The following is a 21,662-nucleotide window of genomic DNA, read 5'->3' as shown; positions in this document are numbered from 1 at the left end:
GTATGATAAATCACTTCCTTTTTTAAAAGATGGCTTCATATATGTGCGTTACATAAATTCAAATTAACTTTATTAAATTGCAAATACAATAGAAAAGGTGCACATTTACATATCAATGAAAATATGCACCTTTCCTCAGTAATATCATCAGGCATTCGCTTCTATTACAAAGATTTCTATGTCTCTACCAATTACTTTTTACATTATCCTCTTAAAAAGTAATACTCTTGATATATTCATTATTGCCTACACTTTATTTGCAGTTATTGGGCTGCCCTTTTCGTTCATAGCGTTGCATCTTTTGCACTCTCTACTTTTCAGTTAATGAAAGGGATGTTTCTTTTATCTCTTCAAATTCATTTAATAGGTACTTAGCTATCTTTTCAACTGCGGGGAAGTCTACTATTTCCTCATGTGATCCAGGGACAGAATACTTATTTACTCTTCCTTTTAATAAAGGTCCCCAATCTGTAAACAACTCTTTTCCTTCCTCAGCACTAAAATAGAGAACTTCTCCAGAGTATGGTATTAAATCATGATCTGCCATTATGTTCAGGCATTTCCTATGAGCATTGATAACTTGCTTCAAATTCATAAGATCTGCATCAGGCGGGAGTACTCCTTCCATAAGTAATCGCTCTACAAGCATATCTTGTTCATGGAAGAGGCCTTCCCCCCGCTCAGTAAAATCTCTAGAAATGAAATGCTCATATATATATGAGAGCATATCCTCCGTTGTTTTATAGTCCTGCTCTGAAGGTACTTTAGTATCCATTAGTATCAACAACTCAACTTCCTCACCTTGATTCTTTAGTACAGTTGCGATTTCATAAGCAATCGCACCGCCTAAAGACCATCCTCCAAGACGATATGGACCTTCTGGCTGAACACGTTTGATTTCTTCAATGTAAAGTTGAATTACTTCCGGCAAGGTCAATTCATCAATTTCTCCCTTTTCTATAAGAGGATTCTGTAAACCATAAAATGAACAATGGTTCTTAAGTAATCTTGCTAGTTGAATGTAACAGAATACATTCCCCATAAACGGATGAACACAGAAGAAAGGTCTTTTCTCTGATTCTTGTAGTGGAACCAGCGCTGATACAGATTTTGTCATATCATGCTTATCACGAATAAGGCATGCGATTCCTTCCAATGTTGGATTCTTAATCAATGTAGACACCTTAATCTCTTTTCCAAACTTCTCCTTAATTTTTGAAATCAATTTAATTACAAGGAGAGAATGTCCCCCTCTATTAAAGAAATCATCATTTACATAGACATCTTCTATCTGTAACACATCCTGCCAGATTTTAATCAACTGATATTCAATTTCATCCCTTGGAATGATTGGTGTAGACAAATTATTTTCTCTTTGAATTGTTAAACTGTTCAATGCCTTTCGATCAACTTTTCCATTCGGTGTAAGAGGAATCTTGTCTACCTTTATAAAGTGTGCGGGAACCATATAATTCGGTACTTGTGTCTTGAGATATTCACGCCAGTCATGCATACTTCCATCTCCAACTACATAAGCAACCAATCTCTGCTCTCCTAGCTTATCCTCTGTCACCAAAACTACTGCTTCTTTTACCAATGGATGCCTCTCTATACTCGCTTCAATCTCTTCAAGTTCAATACGAAAGCCCCTAATTTTCACTTGATTATCAATTCTTCTCAAGTAATCTAAATTACCATCAGGTAAATAACGAACCAAATCTCCCGTACGATATAAACGCTCTTCTTCATTAAATGGATGACGGATGAATCGCTCTGTTGTTAATTCTGGACGATTCAAGTATCCTCGCGCTATACCTGCACCACCAATATATAGCTCACCTGTTACACCAACTGGAACAGGTAACAAATTTTTATCTAATACATAAGTTTGAACGTTCGGCAACGGACGTCCAATTGTAACTCTCTTACTATCTGTTTCGATATGATAACACGTTGCATCAACCGTACATTCTGTAGGACCGTATACGTTATAAAAATCAATTTTTTCAGTCTCTACTAGCTGTTTCCATAATGACGGCATGATTGCTTCACCACCGACCAATATCTTGCTTGGCACATGAACATCAGCACTTGTTTCTAGTAATCCTCCATCTATAAGTAATTGAAGTAATGAAGGTGTCATATCAAACATTTCCAATTTATTCTCCCTAATATAAGACACAAATCGTTCCGGATTAGTGCGAACTTCACTTGGGATAATATATAAACTTGAACCATACAGCAGCATTTGTAATTGCTGAATAGATACATCAAAGGCAATTGACGCATTCAAACCGACGCGCATATTACTAGGTATCTCATGTGAGAAAACTTCTTTTTGTAAACCATAGGATAGGTTTATTACAGAATGGTGCTGTACTAAAGCCCCCTTTGGATTCCCTGTCGAACCAGAAGTATAGATAACATACGCTAAGTTTTCCCCTGTTACCTCACATATTGGTGAAAGTTTGCTTTCTTGAGAAAGCATTGCTTGGTCCCTATCTAGGCAAACTGTCTTGATGTCTTTAGGTATCCATCCTAGTAATACCTCATTTGTAACTAACACTCTAATTCCCGTGTCTTCTAAAATATATTGCAGGCGGCTTTCCGGATTCGATGGATCTAATGGAACATAGGCTGCTCCAGCCTTCCAAATTCCCATGAGACCAACAACCATCTCAACTGAACGCTCAAAGCAAAGGCCAACTAATGACTCTGTCCCAATTCCACATTTCTGTAAATGATGAGCTAATTGATTAGCTCTTTCATTCAGCTCTCGATATGTTAGTTGCTGTTTTTCATCTACCACTGCCAACGCGTCAGGCGTACGATGTACTTGCTCTTCGAATAGTTGATGGATTGCATTCTCACGTGGATAGGATATAGTATTATTATTCCATTCTTCCAATAGCTTTCTTTGTTCAGCTTCCGTAATATATACTAGCTCCGATAGATTTTGATCAATGTTTTTGAGCATTTGCATTAACACTTGGTGTAAATGACCCAGCATTCGTTCAATGGTTACTCTATTAAACTTACTACGGTCATACATTAACTTTAACGATAACTGGATTCCTGGAACTACAGCTAACCCTAATGGGTAGTGGGTTTGTTCTACCCCTTCCAATTCACCAATTTCCAGATTTTCTGAAGACTCCTCTTTCACTGGATAATTTTCAAACACATATAAACTATTGAACAGCGGTATTCCTCTAGGAACTTCACTCCACCCCTGAATCTCTGTCAAAGAAGCATACTCATATTGTCTTCTTTCTATCTCTTCCTCTTGTATCTTCTGCAACCAATCTATTAATTTTATATCATCCATCAATTGAATTCGCGTCGGTGACGTTGTAATGAAAGGACCTACGATGTTTTCAACATCAATAATCTCCGTAGAACGCCCTGAGCTTGTTACACCAAAAACAATGTCATTTTCTCCACTATATCGGCTCATGAGATATGCCCATGCACCTTGAATTACTGTACTCAAAGTAAGTTTATTGCGTTTCGCCCATCCTTGTAACGCTTGAGTCTGCTCTTCTGATAAATACGTAACCTTCTCTGTGTAACCTTTTTCTTCCTCTTTACTTTCTAAGCCCAGCAAAGTTGGCGCAGTAAAACCTTTTAGCTTCTCTCTCCAAAATTGTTCCGCCTGCTCCTTATCTTGCTCTCTTAGCCATTGGATATATTTCTTATATGGTGAGGACTTAGGTAACTTCACAGCTTCTCCATTCATTCTCTTCTGATAGACTGTAAGTAATTCATTAAATACTAATGGTAAACTCCATCCATCCAGTAAAATATGGTGATGGGTCCAAACAATCCGATATTCTTCCTCACCTTCTTGAATGACTGTTACCCGCATCAATGGTGCTTCATCAAATTGGAAGGCTTGTTTTCGATCTAATGCCAAAAAGACTTTTCTTTTTTCCTCTATCTCTTCACTTGTCATTGTACGCCAGTCTTCTTTGTTCACTTTAAATGGGATATTTTCATACACCACTTGTACAGGTTCTTCAATTTCGTCCCATACAAATGCTGTACGAAAAATTTCATGCCGCTGAATTACAGATTTCCACGCCTGCTCAAATGTAGAAATATTCATTTTTCCTCGAATCATAAAACTCAATTGCACTATATACGGTGCAACATGTTCATCCCCTTGGTCATGCAATGTGTGGAAAATCATACCTTCTTGCAAAGGTGATAGTGGATATAAATCAGTAATCTGATTGTTCTTTCCGCGATGCATTTTGTTTAGTACATTTGTCAAACCTTCTTGGCTAAGATTAGCCATTGCAAAATCCGAAATGGTCAGTGCAGATTCTCTATCTGAAAATTGAATCAATGTACTCAGTTGATATAGCATATTCTGTGCAATACTTTGAATCGTTGATTTGGCAAATTGTCCAACATTGTATACCCAAGTGAACTGAAGTTTTCCATCCGTTACAACCCCAATTACATCAATTACATGCGATCGCTTGGAACCGGCAGCATGATCTAAACGCTTAAATTCGTTCTCCGGAATAAACATTGCATCGCTAGAAAACATTTGGTCAAATTGTCCAAGATAGTTAAAACTAATAGACGGTGTATATTGGGAGCTTAATGGCTCACACATTGTTGTGTTCATGTAACGCAACACCCCATAATCAACACCCTTATTAGGAATTTTGCGAACTTGTTCTTTAACTGCTTTTAATGCTGCAATTGGGGTATTAGCACTAGTAATATTTAAATGAACTGGGTAAATACTTGTAAACCATCCCACAGTTCTCGATAAATCAACATCTTCAATAATCTCTTCTCGACCATGTCCCTCTAAATCTACGCTCAATATCGGCTGCCCCGTACATGCTGCCGTAGCTTGTACTAATGCTGCTAATAATACTTCATTGATTTGGACACGGTGAATGCTTAAAGTCTCTTGCAATAACATACGGGTCTCATTCTCATTTAACACCACAGTAATTTCCTCAGTTACTGCGCTTACTGGATTACTTATAGTACCATCTACCGGCAATTTAACTACGTCTTGTTCAGCCTGCTCCTCCCAGTAATGTAGCACTTCTTTTGATATTCCAGTTTGAGCGTAATGTTGTAATTTCTCCGACCATTCTTTAAAAGATGTACTCTTCATAGGTAATTGAATTTTTTGCCCTTGGACCGCTTGCGTATATGCTGTTTGCAAATCTTCCAATAAAATCCGCCAAGAAACACCATCCACGGCTAAGTGATGAATTGTCCAAAATAATCGGCCATTCTCCTCACCTTCATCAAAATACACCATTCTCATTAAAGGACCATCATGTAAATTCAATCTTTCTTGTGCAACATTAATCTCTTTTTGAATAACTTCATGCCAATCCGCTTCCGGCACTTCGTCTAATGAAATGACAGTCAGCATCAATTGTTCTTCAATTCCTTCATTCCACTGTTCCCAAGTCCCATTAGGTAAACGTTCATATCTTAAACGCAGGGCATCATGATGAAGTAGAAGGTTACGCGCTGCCTTTTCCAGTGATCCTATGTCCAATTTTTCTTTCGTTCTAAAGAACATGGATTGATTCCAATGATGTGGATTAGGATGATTTTGTGCAAAAAACCTTTGCTGAATAGGTGTAAGTATCGTCTCTCCAGTTATAATTCCTTGTTCAGCTTGTACACCTTGTTCTTCTTTGACTACTTGCGCTAACTCAGCAATCGTTTGGTGTTCAAATAGTTGTTTTGGTGTCAACTGTAAACCAGCTTGCTTTGCGCGAGAGACAATCTGAATGCTAAGAATTGAATCTCCACCAATTTCAAAAAAGTTATCATAAATACCAATACGTTTTGAACCTAGCACACGTTCCCAAATGATAGAAAGCTTATGTTCACGTTCATTTCTTGGGGCTGCGTAGCCTTCTTGTATTCCTTGATAATCTGGTATAGGTAACGATTTCCGATCAACCTTTCCATTTATGGTTAGCGGTAATTCTTTCATTTCGACAAAGTAGGAAGGTATCATATGGATTGGCAGTTTTGTTTTAAGATACTCTCGCCATTCTTCTACACTACCTTCGCCCACTACATAAGCTACTAACCTCTTATCTCCCGACTGATTTTCCCTAACTATTACAACTACCTCTTTTACCAAGTCATGCTCTTGTAAAGTCGACTCAATCTCCCCAAGTTCGATTCGAAATCCTCTAATCTTCACTTGATTATCCATTCTTCCTAAGTAGTCTATATTACCATCAGGAAGATATCTCACAAGATCGCCTGTTCTATATAACCTCTCGCCTTCTTTGAATGGATGAGAAATAAATCGTTCGGATGTTAACTCTGGACGATTCAAGTACCCCTTTGCTAGACCTACTCCTCCGATATAAAGTTCCCCCATCACACCAACTGGAACTAGCAACCTATTACTATCTAATACATAAGTTTGGACGTTAGGCAATGGACGTCCAATTGTTACTCTCTTACTATCTTTTTTGATATGATAGCATGTTGCATCAACCGTACATTCTGTAGGACCATATACATTATAAAACTGTATTTTATCAGTCTCTACTAGCTGTTCCCATAATGACGGCATAATTGCTTCACCACCAACCAGTACCTTACTTGGAGCATGAACGCCATCGCACGTTTCTAACAATCCGGCATCTATAAGTAATTGAAGCAATGAAGGTGTTATATCAAAGATTTCTAACTTGTTCTCCCTAATATAAGCTACAAACTGCTCTGGATCACTTCGTACTTCATTCGGAATAATATACAAACTTGAACCATAAAGCAGCATTTGTAATTGCTGGATAGATGCATCAAAGGCAATTGACGCATTTAAACCGACATGCATGTTAGATGGTATCTCATGTTCGAAAACCTCTTTTTGTAAACCATGCGACAAGTTTAGTACAGAATGATGCTGTATTAAGACACCCTTTGGATTCCCCGTTGATCCTGAAGTATAGATAACATACGCTAAGTTTTCTCCTGTTACTTCACATTTTGGTGAAAGAATGCTTTCTTGTGAAATCATTGCTTGATCCCTATCTAGACAAACTATCTTGATTTCTTTAGGTATCCAGTCTTCCAATGACTCGTTCGTAACTAATACTTGAATTCCAGTGTCCTCCAAAATATATCGTAGACGACTCTCTGGATATGATGGGTCTAATGGAACATAGGCTGCTCCAGCCTTCCAAATCCCCATAATACTAACAATCATCTCAACTGAACGCTCAAAGCAAAGTCCAACCAATGATTCATTCCCAATTCCGCATTGCTGAAGATAGTGGGCCAATTGATTAGCTTTTTCATTCAGCTCTCGATACGTTAACTTCTGTTTTTCATCTACCACTGCTACCGCATCAGGTGTACGATTTACTTGCTCTTTAAACAGCTGATGAATCGTACTTTCCTGTGGATATGCTACAGCATCATTATTCCACTCCTCCAACTGTTTTTGCTGTAATCCTGACAATATAGGCAACTTAGCTAATGATTTATCAGGATTCTCCACGATTACATTCAACCAGTTCCCAAAATGTTCAGCCATGGATTCAATAGTTAAGCTGTCAAATAAATCAGTTCTATAAACAAAAGTAAGTAATAAACCCTCTTCCACTTCTGCAGCAGTTAAACTTAAATCAAACTTAGCGATAGGAGCATTACTTTCTATTACTTCTATATTTCTTCCATGTAGTTCTGGTAGCTTCTGTCCCGTATTTTGCAAAGTAAACATGGTTTGGAAAATCGGAGAATGGCTTGTATTTCGTTCAGGTTGGATAACCTCTACAATTTTCTCAAACGGAACATCTTGATACTCATACGCCTTCAATGCTTTTATCCTCACTTGAGACAACAACTCTTGAAATGCCGGTGCATTACTTAAATCAGCTCGATAAACCAATGTATTGACAAAGAAACCAATCAGCCCTTCAATTTCTCGATAATTTCGATTTGCAATTGGGCTGCCAACAATAATATCCATTTGTCCCGTATAACGAGCAAGGAAACTTTGATACGATGCCAATAAGGTCATGAAAAGCGTTGCCCCTTCTTGACGACTTAGTTCGTTTAATTTATCCAGTAATGAGCGTGACAACAGCACATTATGAGTTAATCCATGGTGGGTTTGCACTGGCGGACGCGGACGATCCATTGGCAACATTAAGACTGGTAACTCACCAGATAATTCTTCCTTCCAATATGCAAGCTGTTGATTTAGTACTTCATCTTTCAACCATTCTCTTTGCCACTGAGCAAAATCTGCATATTGAACTGGTAGTGGTTCCAGCTCTGCTTGTTTTTCACCAATCGCATTCTCATAAAATGCCATCCATTCTTGAAGTAAGATTTCCATCGACCATCCATCTGAGATAATATGATGCATATTACACAGAAGAACCCATTCTTCTTCTGAAATTCTTATGAGTTTCCCACGGAACAATGGCCCTTGTTCTAAATCAAATGGAGATTCGACTTCAGTTTGAATCCATTGCTCCAACTTTCTTTCTCTCTCCTCTAATGAAAGCTTAGTTAGGTCCATTTGCGGAAGAGGACGGAAAATATAAGGTTGAATCTGCTGCACAGGATGACCTTCTTCTTCATGAAATACCGTCCGCAAAGATTCATGACGCTCTATTAACTGATTCCATCCCAACTCCAATCCCTCAGGTAACCAATTCCCTGTAAGGCGGCATGCCATTGGCATATTATAAAGTGCACTATTAGGTGCAAATTGATCAATAAACCATAAGCGCTGTTGGGCATAAGATAGTGGAATATTATTTCCGCGTTCCATCGGCACCAATGGTGGAATTTCTCGTTTTTCGCTCCCCTTACGTAACTGATCTATTCGTTTTGATAATGCCTCGACCGTTGAATATTCGAACAGTTCACGTACTGGCAATTTGATTTGAAAGACTTCCTGTAAACGTGAGACCACTTGTGTAGCAAGTAGAGAGTGACCACCAAGCTCAAAGAAAGAATCCTGAACACCAATTTCTTTTATTCCTAGCACTTGCCTCCACACTGAAGCGATAAGTTCTTCCAGCGGAGTTCGTGGGTATACAGTATTTTCGGCGGATTGTTCACTAAGTATAGGCAATGCCTTCAAATCAAGTTTTCCATTCGGTGTAAGTGGTAAAACTTCCATCTCAATAAAGTTTGTTGGAACCATGTAATTTGGTAAATGTGTTTGTAGATGTTCTCGCCATTCATGTACACTTCCTTCACCAACTACATAAGCTACTAATCTCTTGTCACCTTGATTATCCTCTCGTACCAATACAACTGCTTCTTTCACAGAAGAATGTGCCTGCAAAACAGCTTCTATTTCTCCCAATTCAATCCGGAAACCACGAATTTTCACTTGGTCATCTATACGGCCATGGAACTGGAGATTACCATCAGAAAGATAACTTGCTTTGTCTCCTGTATAATAGAGACGTTCTCCTGACTTGAAAGGATGTGGAATAAATTTTTCCTTTGTAAGATCCGGACGATTAGCATATCCACGTGCAAGATTCTTCCCTCCAATATAGAGATCTCCAATTACACCAATTGGTACTAGCTGAAGATGAGAATCTAACACATAAACTTCTGTATTCGCAATCGGTCGACCAATCGATGGCGTACCTGTTGTCACTCCTACAGGTACATAACAATCTGTGGTAACAACGGTATTTTCCGATGGCCCATACTGATTAATTACCGCAAAAGGAATATCGTTAGATGGATACTGCGTTAATTGATCCCCACCAGTAATGATAAAACGAAGATCCGTTTTATCTGGCCAAGATAATTTCAAGAGCCTTTCCAGAATAGGCGTAGGTGCAAAGCTAGCTGTTATTCGTGAATCAATGAGCCAGTCCCTTAGTGCTTCTGGATTAATTCTCAGTTCCTCTGTTGACAAGTAGAGTGCTGCGCCAGCAGTTAGATACGGCCAAATCTCCTGGACAGCCGAATCAAAAGCAACCCCTGCAATCTGAGTCGCACGATCCTCTGCTGAAATATGATAAACTTCCTGATGCCAAGAAACCATATTCATTAATGAGCGATATTCAACCATGACACCCTTCGGTTTTCCTGTAGAACCAGAGGTATAGACAATATAGGCTAAGTTCTCTGGATTTATTTGACGTGTAGGTGCGATTACGCTTTCCACCGTTAATTCTTCTAACCTCACCATTTCGACGTGTGCGAAATGTCCTTCTTGTCCTTCCGCCGTCACTACAAATTGAATTCCTGCATCTTCAATCATGTATTCTAACCTTGATTTTGGATACAACGGATCTAAAACGACATAAGCTCCACCAGCTTTTAAAATGCCCAGTAAACTTGCCATCAGCTCAGCTGACCTCGGAAGATAAACTCCTACCACTGACTCTGGGGCTACTCCCTTTCGTTGTAAAACATTTGCCAACTGATTTGCTTGTGTATCCAGTTCACCATAAGTCCACTGTTTTGTTTGGTCAACTACCGCAATCGCATCAGGACGCCTTGCTACTTGCTCCTCAAATCTGTCGCAAACAAGACCCTGATGAGACATTTCCATTACAGTGTCATTCCATGTTTCTAATAACAAAGTACGCTCCGGTTCTGATAGCATACTCAGGTCATGCAACGGATTTTGTGGACGATGAGAAACTTCATGTAGCCATTTCTCAAAGTGTCCTGCCATCCGTTCAATAGTAGTAGCATTGAATAAATCCTTATTATACTCAAAAGTAAAAAGTAACCCCTCTTCCGTCTCAGCTGCCATTACACTTAAATCAAACTTTGCAATTGGACTATGGCTTTCTATCATTTCAATACTTCTACTAGATAACACCGGAAACTCTTGTTTCATATTTTGCAAAATGAACATAGTCTGGAAGATTGGCGAATGACTTGTACTTCGCTCCGGTTGCACAACTTCTACAATTTTTTCAAATGGAATATCTTGATATTCATACGCCTTCAATGCCTTTTGACGAACCTGATACAGTACATCTTGAAATGTCGGTCTACCACTCAAATTAGCTCGATAAACCAGCGTGTTAACGAAGAAACCAATTAGTCCTTCAATTTCTCTATAATTCCGATTCGCAATTGGGCTTCCGACCAGAATATCTTCTTGTCCCGTATAACGAGATAGAAAACTTTGATATGCAGCTAAAAGCGTCATGAAGAGTGTAGCCCCTTCTTTTCGACTAAGTTCATTCAATTTATCATGTAGCGTGCTTGGCAGAACCAGAGTGTATATCGACCCGTGATGAGTTTGTATCGCGGGACGCGGGCGATCCATAGGAAGTTGGAGTACAGGAAGCTCCCCAGACAATTCTTCCCTCCAATATTGGAGTTGTTGATCAAGCACATCCTCCTTTAGCCATCCTTTTTGCCACTGAGCAAAGTCGGCATATTGAACCGGCAATGGTTCAAGTTCCGCTACCTTTCCATCCGTTGCTTTCTCATAAAATGCCATCCATTCTTCAAGTAGGATTCCCATTGACCATCCATCTGAAATGATATGATGTAGAGTACAAAGGAGTATCCATTCTTCCTCTCCCACGTGCAAAATACTTGCCCTGATTAATGGACCCTCTGTTAAATCAAATGGCACTTCTGTTTCTTGTTGAATTAAACGTTTAACTTCTTCTTCTTGATCTTCAGAAGAAAGCATAGTTAAATCCGTTTTCGGAATTGATTGAAAAGCATACGGTTCAATTTGCTGTACGGGTTGACCGTTCACTTCATGAAAGACCGTCCGCAGTGATTCATGACGTTCTATTAGTTGATTCCATCCCGTTTCCAATGCTTCAAGTAGCCAATTCCCTGTAAGGCGGCATACCATTGGTATATTGTAAAGGGCACTATTAGGTGTAAATTGATCAATGAACCATAAGCGTTGTTGGGCATAAGATAGTGGGATAGCTTCTCCTCGTTTCATTGGTATCAGCGGCGGAATCTCTCGTTTTTTATCTCCTTTACGTAACTGATCTAATCGCTTTGCCAGTGACTCCACCGTTGTATATTCAAATAGTTCACGTACTGGTAATTCAATTTGAAAAATTCCCTGTAAACGTGAAACTACTTGAGTAGCTAGTAGTGAATGACCACCGATTTCAAAAAAGGAATCCTGAACATTAATATTTTTTATTCCTAACACTTGGCTCCAAACGGAAACGATAAGCTCCTCCACTGGTGTTCGTGATGAAGTAATATCTTCACTTATGAACTGTTCTTCTAATTCCAGTAAGGCTTTCCGATTCACCTTACCATTTGGAGTGAGTGGCATACCTTCAATTTTGAAAAAGTATGCCGGAACCATATAATGTGGCAGTTGCTTCTTGAGATATTCACGCCACTCCCCAGTATCGCCTTCACCCACTACATAAGCTATTAACTGCTTATCTCCTGGTCGATCTTCCTTCACCAACACGACTGCCTCTTTTACAGATGAGTGATCATGTAAAGCTGCTTCAATTTCTCCCAATTCAATTCGGAATCCTCTAATTTTAACTTGGTTATCTATTCTTCCAATATATTCTAAGTTACGATCATTCATATATCTCACCAAGTCACCCGTTCGATATAATCGTTCCCCATCCTTAAAGGGATGCGGAATAAAACGTTCAGTAGTTAAATCCGGTCGATTGAAGTAGCCACGTGCTAATCCTACTCCTCCAAGGTAAAGTTCCCCTGCCACACCAATCGGGACGACTTGTTGATATTGATCTAACACATACAACTCTGTATTATCAATCGGACGACCAATCGGAATAAGCATTGGTTCTTTTTCTAAATCACAATCGTAATAAGTCACATCCACAGTTGCTTCAGTAGGACCATACAAGTTAATTAACTTTGTTTGCTGAACATTGTAAAAGATCCCCTTAAACCGGCGAACCTGCTCAGTGTTTAACGCTTCTCCACTAGTAAAAACTTGAATTAAAGACGATACATCCCTTTTCGAATTATATAGTTCCATATAATCTAAGAAAGTAGATAACATCGACGGAACAAAGTGCATGGTGGACACGCGATATCGTTCAATATACTCTTCAATCACCGCAGGATCTTTCTCTCCTCCTGGTGGAAGTAAACAAACACGTGCTCCTACAAATGACCACCAAAATAATTCCCATACAGAAACATCAAATGAAAACGGTGTCTTTTGTAGGATTGTATCCTCCCCGGACAATGGGTATTTTTTCTGCATCCACTGTAGGCGGTTGATAACGGAATGATGTTCAATCATTACCCCCTTTGGATTTCCCGTCGAACCCGAAGTGTATATAATATAGGCTAAGTTATTTGCTGTTACTCCACTTACCGGAGCTAAATTACTCTCTTTAGAAATCATCACTTGATCCCGATCTAAACAAATTGCTTGAATATCTTTAGGTAACCAGTCCTGTAGTGCCTCTTTTGTTAACAGCACTTGAATTTGTGAATTCTCCAAAATATATCTCAGGCGGTTTTCAGGATAACTTGGGTCCAGTGGGACATAAGCCCCACCTGCCTTCAAAATCCCAAAGAGACCGATAATCATATCAGGAGAACGTTCAATACATATACCAACCAATGATTCAGGTCCGATACCTCGTTTTTGTAGAAAATGTGCCAATTGATTCGATTTTTCATTTAGTTCTTGATACGTTAGCTTTCCACCCTCATAAACTACCGCCACTGCATCAGGTGTCCGTGCAACTTGTTGCTCAAATAGCTCATGAATCATACAATCATGACCATAAACTACGTCCGTATCATTCCATTCTTCTAAGAGTTGTTTTTGCTCAGTATCCGATAACATTGACAGCTTTGTATATGATTCATCTGGATGATACGTGATTTCATTTAGCCAGTTCTCAAAATGTCCTGCCATACGTGCAATGGTACTACTATCAAATAAATCCGTGTTGTATTCAAATGAGACGAATAGACCTTCTTCCACTTCATAGGCAGTTAAGCTCAAATCAAATTTAGCAATAGACATATTACTTTCTACCATTTCAATACTTCTATCAGGCAAATCTAGTCGTTCTTGTTTTATATTCTGTAGCGTAAACATGGTCTGAAATATAGGGGAATGACTCATGCTTCGTTCAGGTTGCACAGCTTCTACCATTTTTTCAAATGGTATATCTTGATATTCGTAAGCTTTTAACGCCTTTTTCTTTGTTTGGTTCAAAATCTCCCGAAAAGTAGGGGTGCCACTCAAATCTGATCGATAAACCAATGTATTAACAAAGAAACCAATTAATCCTTCTACTCCCTTATGGTTCCGATTTGCAATCGGGCTACCAACTAGAATATCTTTTTGTCCCGTATAACGAGCGAGAAAGCTCTGGTATGCGGCCATTAAAGTCATAAATAAAGTGGATCCTTCTTGTCGACTTATATCCTTCAATTGACTGAGCAATTTATAAGGAAAAATCACGTGATGCGCAGCCCCAGAGTAAGTCTGCTTAACCGGTCGAGGTCGATCCACTGGCAGTTGTAAGATAGGAAGCTCACCAGACAATTCTTCCTGCCAATACGTAAGCTGACGATTTAGCACATCACCTTGCAACCACTCCTTTTGCCACTTCGCAAAGTCTGCATATTGAATAGATAATGAACTTAATTTAGCAGGATTTCCGCCTGTTTCTTCTTCATAGAAAGCAAGGCATTCATTCATGAATATACCAATGGACCAAGCATCAGAAATAATATGATGCATCGTACACAGTAATAACCATTCATCCTTCTCTAATTGAACAAGCTGATTACGAATTAAAGGACCATTCATTAAATCAAATGGTTCTTGCGCTTCTCTCGCAATTAAACTATCTACCTCTTTTTCTTTTACTTCTAGAGGAAGTTGAGAGTAATCCCTTACAGGTAATGCGCTAGGAAGGAATTCGACAATTTGTTGCACAGGCTGTTCTCCTATTTCTTTAAAAACAGTTCGTAATGATTCATGACGTTCAATGAGTCGATTGAATCCCTTCTCTAATGCTTCAGGTATCCAATTTCCTTTTAGATGCCATACTGTTGGAATATTATATAAAGAACTGTTTGGGTTAAATCTGTCCATAAACCACAAACGTTGTTGTGCATAAGACAACGGGAGTGCTTCTTTATTCTCCTTTTTTTGCATTTGCTTCTGAAGCCATGCTCTCTTCTCAGGAGAAAGTGAACTCAGCTTTGCAAGTAAATCACTTCTCATTTTTTTACCCCTTCCTCAATCAAATTACTCTCGAATATCCCTTGTGCTTCTTCCTCTGATAGCTCCTCTAATTGCTTAAGTAGTTCCAATAATTCTTCATCATTACTCACTTCTGCTTCTTTTTGAACATAGTCTTGAAGACTTACATTCTCCTTACTATCATTCTGCATTTCTTGATTTTTGTTATCGAGCAATTGATCAATCTGTTCTGCCAATTGCTGCACCGTATGAAACATAAATAAATCATGCAATGGTATCTCGATTCCAAAAGCCTCTTTAAGATTGGAAACAGCTTGCGTAGCAAGTAATGAATGTCCACCAATTTCAAAAAACGAATCCTGAATTCCGATGTTTTCCATACCTAAAACTTCATGCCATATCGAAACAATTGTTTTTTCCGTAGACGTACGAGGAGCAATATAACAACTCGCTATCTCCTGCTTCTCTGGTGCTGGTAAAGCCTTCCTATCAATTTTCCCATTAGGAGTGAGTGGAAATGCATTTAATCCAACAAAATAGGATGGAATCATATAATTTGGTAGTTGATCCTTGAGATAATCACGCCACTTTTGAGCATCCCCGTCTCCTACAACATAGGCGATCAAACGTGGATCGCCAGGATAATCTTCCCGCACCATTACAATAGCTTCGTTAACTAATATATGCCTTTGTAATGCCGCTTCAATTTCTCCTAGTTCAATCCGGAACCCACGAATTTTTACTTGATGATCAATTCGTCCAACATACTCCAAATTTCCATCTGGTAAATACCTTACTAGATCTCCAGTCCGGTATACTCGCTCTCCTTCTTTAAACGGATGCGATATAAAAAGATTTTGCGTTAAGTCAGGGCGGTTTAAATATCCACGTGCTAACCCTGATCCACCAATGTATAGCTCACCAACTACACCAATTGGAACCATTTTTTGTTCGGCACTTAGTACATATACTTCTGTATTGAATATTGGTTTACCAATTGGTGGTACCCTATACATGACACCCTTTTCTAATTCCATATACGTGGAATACGTAGTATCTTCGGACGGTCCATATAGGTTGTACACCTTTTCGATTGTACTTCTCTCGTATAAATCTTGAACAAGCGAATATGGCAATGGTTCTCCAGCCAAATTCATCACCTTTACCGAAGAAGGGATTGTTTTTACTCGAACCAGTTCCTTCGCTACCGATGGCACAGTATTAACCAAAGTTACACCTTTGGTAGACAACTTCTCTAGATGTAGAGCATTTTCAGTGACAATCACCTTACCACCCATCGTTAAGGGAACAAATAATTCAAAAACGGATAAATCAAAAGATAGCGAAGTTGAAGCTAACACTCCCGCTAATTCCTTTCGGGAATACGTACGATGCGCCCAATGAATCATTGTTACTGTATTCCTGTGCTCAATCATTACTCCCTTTGGATTTCCAGTGGAACCTGAAGTATAGATAATATAGGCTAAGTTATCGCCCGTCACTTCACTCATACATACCGTAGTTACTTCTTGTTCTATTTCCGCTCGATTACGATCAATACAAATCACGTCAACGAATTTAGGTATAACCATTTTTTGTTGTAACTTTTCCTGTGTCACCAGTACCTTTATTTGAGTATCCTCTAAAATGTATTGCAGTCGACTTTCCGGATACGCTGGATCAATTGGGACATATGCTCCTCCTGCCTTCATAATTCCTAAGAGGCCTACAATCATCTCAGATGAACGTGTAACACAAATCCCAACCAATGATTCGCAACCTACACCATTTTTCTGTAAATAATGTGCCAACTGATTCGAGCGTTCGTCCAACTCTCGATATGTTAGTTCTTCATCTTCGCACACTACTGCAATTGCTTCTGGTGTTTTTTTCACCTGTTCTTCAAACATTGTATGAATCGTACTTTCTTCCATATCTATAACACGCGATTTATTCCATTCCTCTAGTAGTTGCTTATATTCTACTTTCGATAACATATTCAGTTCTGATAGTACACATTTTGGATGAGAGACAATTTGATTTAACCAATGTTTAAAATGACTTGCCATACGCTCAATGGTTGTATCATTAAACAAATCAGTATTATATTCAAAGGTTAGTGATAATCCTTCTTCCGTCTCAGAAGCAAATAAACTCAAATCAAATTTGGCAACAGAAGCATGGCTTTCCATGAGTTCCATTTGTCTTTCAGATAGCTGAAGAAACTCTTGTTTCGTATTCTGTAAAGTAAACATAGTTTGGAATATTGGTGAATGACTTGTATTCCGTTCAGGTTTTACGGATTCTACCACTTTCTCAAATGGGATGTCCTGATACTCGTATGCTTTTAGCGCTTTTTTTCTTACCTGCGACAAAAGTTCTTGGAACGTCGGATTTTCACTGAAATCAGCTCGATAAACCAACGTATTTGCAAAGAATCCAATTAATCCCTCAATCTCTTTCACATTTCGATTAGCGATTGGGCTTCCAACTATAATGTCGTCCTGTCCTGTATAACGAGAAAGGAAGCTTTGATACGCTGCCATCAATGTCATAAATAAAGTGCATCCTTCTTGCAGACTTAAATCTTTGAGCTTTTCCTGTAGGGAATTCGCCACTATTAAGGACTGACTTGCACCACGATGGGTTTGAACTGCAGGTCGAGGACGATCCATCGGTAATTGTAAAACCGGTAGTTCCCCAGATAATTCTTCCTTCCAATATTGAAGATGCTGATTCAAATTCTCCTCTTTTTGCCATTCCTTCTGCCACATGACAAAATCTGCATATTGGATAGATAACTCCTTCAATTCCACTGGTTTTCCGGTTAGTGCTCCTTCATAAAAAGCCATCCATTCTTCAAGTAAGATTCCCATTGACCATCCATCTGAAATAATATGATGCATCGTACAAATGAGAACCCATTCTTCCCTGTCCACTTTCAATATTCGTGTTCGAATCAGAGGATCTTGTCCAAAATGAAATGGTTCCTCCGCCTCGTTTTGAATAAGGCGTTGCATTTCTTTTTCCCTATCTTCCAAAGAAAGATCTGTTAGATTCGTTTGAGGAATATGTCTGAACACATGAGATTGAACCTGTTGAAAAGGTTCACCCTCTTGTTCTAGAATTGTCGTCCTTAATGATTCATGACGCTCCAACAATTGATTCCATCCGACCTCCAATGCTTCAATTGACCATTTACCTGTTAAGCGACACGCTGCATGAATATTGTACATAGCACTATTTGGCATTAATTGATCAATAAACCATAGACGTTTCTGCGCATAGGAAAGTGGGATAATTTCTTCTCGTTTCATAGGTACAAGAGGAGCAACCTCTCGTTTTTTATCTTCTTTTCGTAACTGATCCACTCGTTTCGCCAATGCTTCCACTGTATCGTGCTTGAAAAGTTCACGTAATGGAATTTTAATTTGGAACAGTTCTTGCAATCTAGAGACGATTTGAGTAGCAAGTAGTGAGTGCCCACCACGTTCAAAGAAGGAATCCTGAATACTAATATTTTCTATCCCTAACACTTGACCCCAAACCGAGGCAATAAGCTCTTCCGATGGCGTCCGGGGTAGCACATTTAAATCTTCAATAACTTGCTCATCAGGTGCTGGCAAGGCCTTTCGGTCAATTTTCCCATTTGGAGTAAGCGGGAAGTGTTCTAACTCTATAAAGTGCGCTGGAATCATATGAGTCGGTAATTGTTTTTGTAAATACTCTCTCCACTCTTGGGTATTTCCATCGCTTATTACATATGCAACCAATCGTTGATCACCTGGACGATCTTCTCTAACTAATACGACAGCCTCTTTAATAAACGAACATTTTTCTAAAGTCGCTTCAATTTCTCCTAATTCAATCCTAAAACCACGCATTTTGACTTGGTGGTCCATTCTACCTATAAATTCTAAATTTCCATCAGTTAGATATCTTACTGAATCTCCTGTTCGATATAGTCGTTCCCCAAATCGATATGGATGCGAAACGAATTTTTCAGCAGTAAGATTCGGACGATTTAAGTATCCACGTGCCAAACCAGCACCACCAATATATAACTCACCCTCAATTCCTATTGATTGCAAGCGTTGATTTTGGTCTAATACATATAATTGCGTGTTCTGTATTGGTTGCCCAATAGAAACAAATTCTTGATTAGGCTGAATATCAAATGCATTCACATAAATAGTGGCTTCAGTTGGCCCATAAAAGTTGGTTAATTTCACTTGTCCACTATAATCCCATTTCTGTTGAAAACGTCTAACTAACCCTGAACTTAGTTCTTCTCCACCAGAAAATACATGGCGTACGGACGAACAATTCATGTTCAATTCAATATGATTGAAGTAATCTAAGAAAACAGATAACATCGAAGGTACAAATTGAACTATAGTAACCTGATGTTGTTTAATCACTTCAGCTATAATAGAAGGATCTTTTTCTCCACCTGAAGGTAGGAAAGATACACTTGCACCAACGTGAATGCCCCAAAACAATTCCCAAACAGAGACATCAAATGAGAATGGCGTTTTCTGCAAGACCACATCCTTTTCAGAAAGCGGATATTTATGTTGCATCCATTCTAGATAATTAATTACTGAATGATGCTCAATCATTACTCCCTTTGGATTCCCTGTAGATCCTGAAGTATACATAACATACGCTAAATTTTCTCCTGTTACACCACTTATACATGGGGTTGTTTCTTCTTTTTCAATTGCAGTGTAATCTTTATTCATACAAATCGTTTCTATATTTTCAGATACAAACAAATTTTTAGAATTCTCTTCCGTCACTAGTACTTCGATTCCAGCATCCTCTAATATATATCGAAGTCGACTCTCTGGATAAGTAGGGTCAAGTGGAACATACGCTGCTCCTGATTTTAGAATACCTAATAACGCTATCATCATTTGTAATGAACGTTCCATATATACCCCAACTAGAGACTCTGGGCCTACACCATGCTTTTGTAAATAATGAGCTAGCTGATTTGCACGCTTCTCCAACCCTTTATAGGTAATTTGTTCATTTTCGTAACTAGCCGCGATTGCTTCCGGTGTTTTTTTAACTTGCTCCTCAAACATCGTATGAATCATGCCTTCAGCCGAATAATTAACTTGAGTATGATTCCATTCCTCTAGTAACTGTATCTGTTCTTCTTCTGTTAAATGGGTAATTTCAAATAGTTTTGAGTCTAGGCTCTTCGTCATCTGAATTAATATTTGCAATAAGTGATTCTGAATCAGATTTATTGTTTCTTCATTAAAATAGCTTCGATCATACATCAACTTTAAAGTAATTTTCTTACCGGGCATTACAATGAGTGTTAAAGGATAATTTGTTTGTTCCGTGCTTTTAACATCTAGTAATCTTAAATCATCATTTCTCTCACCTTGAATTGGATAATTTTCAAACACATACAAGGTATGAAATAAGGAGCAATTTCGCGGAACCTCACTCCAGCCTTGAATATCTATCAACGAATTATACTCATACTGTCTTCGTTCCATTTCTTTCATTTGTATTTTACGAAGCCAATCTACTACTGATGCATTATCCGTTAATCGAATTCTGGTAGGTAATGTGTTAATAAATAGCCCCACCATATTCTCTGCTCCTATTAAATCAGTAGGACGTCCAGCACTAGTTACGCCAAATACGACGTCACTGTCACCGCTATACCTACTCAGCAAATAAGCCCATGCACCTTGTACTAACGTATTCAACGTTAATCGACTATTTCGTACCCACTTTTGTAAACTCTCAGTAAGTTCCTCAGATACTTGATAAGCAAACTCTCCATAACCCTTCTCTTGTCCTTGATCCTTTCTTTCCATTGCTAATGGAGTAGGTGCATAGAACCCTTTTAATTCTTCTTTCCAAAATTCCTCTGCTTGACTTTGATCTTGTTTATTTATCCATTGAATATATTTTTTATAAGGAAGAGATTTAGGAAGATTCAACAATTCTCCCTTTATCATCTTGAGATAAACTTCCATCACTTCACTAAAGACCAATGACACACTCCATCCATCTAGCAAAATATGATGATGTGTCCAGATAATTCTCGTTTCCTCTTTTGCTTCTTTAATCGCAGTGACTCTCATCAATGGTGCTTCATCCAATAAAAATCCTTTCCTACGATCTGCAGTCAAAAACTGTTGTAATTTCTTCTCCTTCTCCTCATGCGAATAGGTACTCCAATCCTCTTGATGAATAGTAAAAGGAAGACGTTCGTAAACTGCTTGTAGAGGTTTTTCTACTTCTTCCCAAACAAATACTGAGCGCAGAACCTCATGTCGTTGAATAACATATTCCCAAGCTTTTTCAAAAGTGGCAACATCCAATTGCCCCCCGAGCAAGAAACCTACTTGTACAATATAGGAAAAAGAATGTTCATCATCTTGATCGTATAAAGTATGAAACAGTATTCCTTTTTGCAAAGGTGATAAACCATATATGTCAATAACGTCTCCCATTT

At 38.7% G+C, this 21,662-nt stretch carries 2 protein-coding genes; both read right to left on the bottom strand.

The window, feature by feature from the left end; all coding sequences use genetic code 11:
- Positions 1–310: 310 nt before the first annotated feature.
- The gene (locus M1D73_RS12240) at positions 311–15,193 is read right to left on the bottom strand and encodes a non-ribosomal peptide synthetase (protein WP_208755810.1); all 14,883 of its coding nucleotides are present in this window, start codon (positions 15,191–15,193) and stop codon (positions 311–313) included.
- Entirely contained in the window at positions 15,190–21,660 is a 6,471-nt protein-coding gene (locus M1D73_RS12235) for a non-ribosomal peptide synthetase (protein WP_000503028.1), read from the bottom strand. The genes M1D73_RS12240 and M1D73_RS12235 overlap by 4 nt, the downstream gene beginning before the upstream one ends.
- Positions 21,661–21,662: the final 2 nt, after the last annotated feature.

The organism is Bacillus sp. PK3-067, assembly GCF_056738645.1.
This window is presented reverse-complemented; position numbering and strand designations above follow the sequence as displayed.